This is a genomic window from Chromobacterium sp. ASV23 (assembly GCF_016428945.1).
Classification (GTDB): Bacteria; Pseudomonadota; Gammaproteobacteria; order Burkholderiales; family Chromobacteriaceae; genus Chromobacterium; species Chromobacterium sinusclupearum.
Window position 1 is genome coordinate 1 of record NZ_JAELTR010000293.1, and the last position, 252, is coordinate 252.

A 252-nucleotide genomic window follows, 5' to 3' on the forward strand; every position below is an offset into this window, starting at 1 on the left:
CAGGATGTGGGCAAGACGCGTTACCAGAGCTTTGGCGAATTGGTGGACTATTGCCGCCGATCTGCCAATCCGGTGGGGCGGTTGATGCTGGCGCTGTACGGCGAAACCGATCCGCGCAGCCTGGCGCCTGTCTCTTATACACATCTCCGAGCCCACGAGACTCCGCCAATTATCGCGTATGCCGTCTTCTGCTTGAAAAGGGGGGGGGGGGGGGGGGGGGGGGGGGGGGGGGGGGGGGGGGGGGGGGGGGGG

1 protein-coding gene is annotated in these 252 nt (G+C 67.1%); it reads left to right on the forward strand.

The features are described from left to right. On the forward strand, window positions 1–252 hold a 252-nt coding region (locus JHD59_RS23070; RefSeq protein ID WP_233164496.1), incomplete at both ends, for a squalene/phytoene synthase family protein.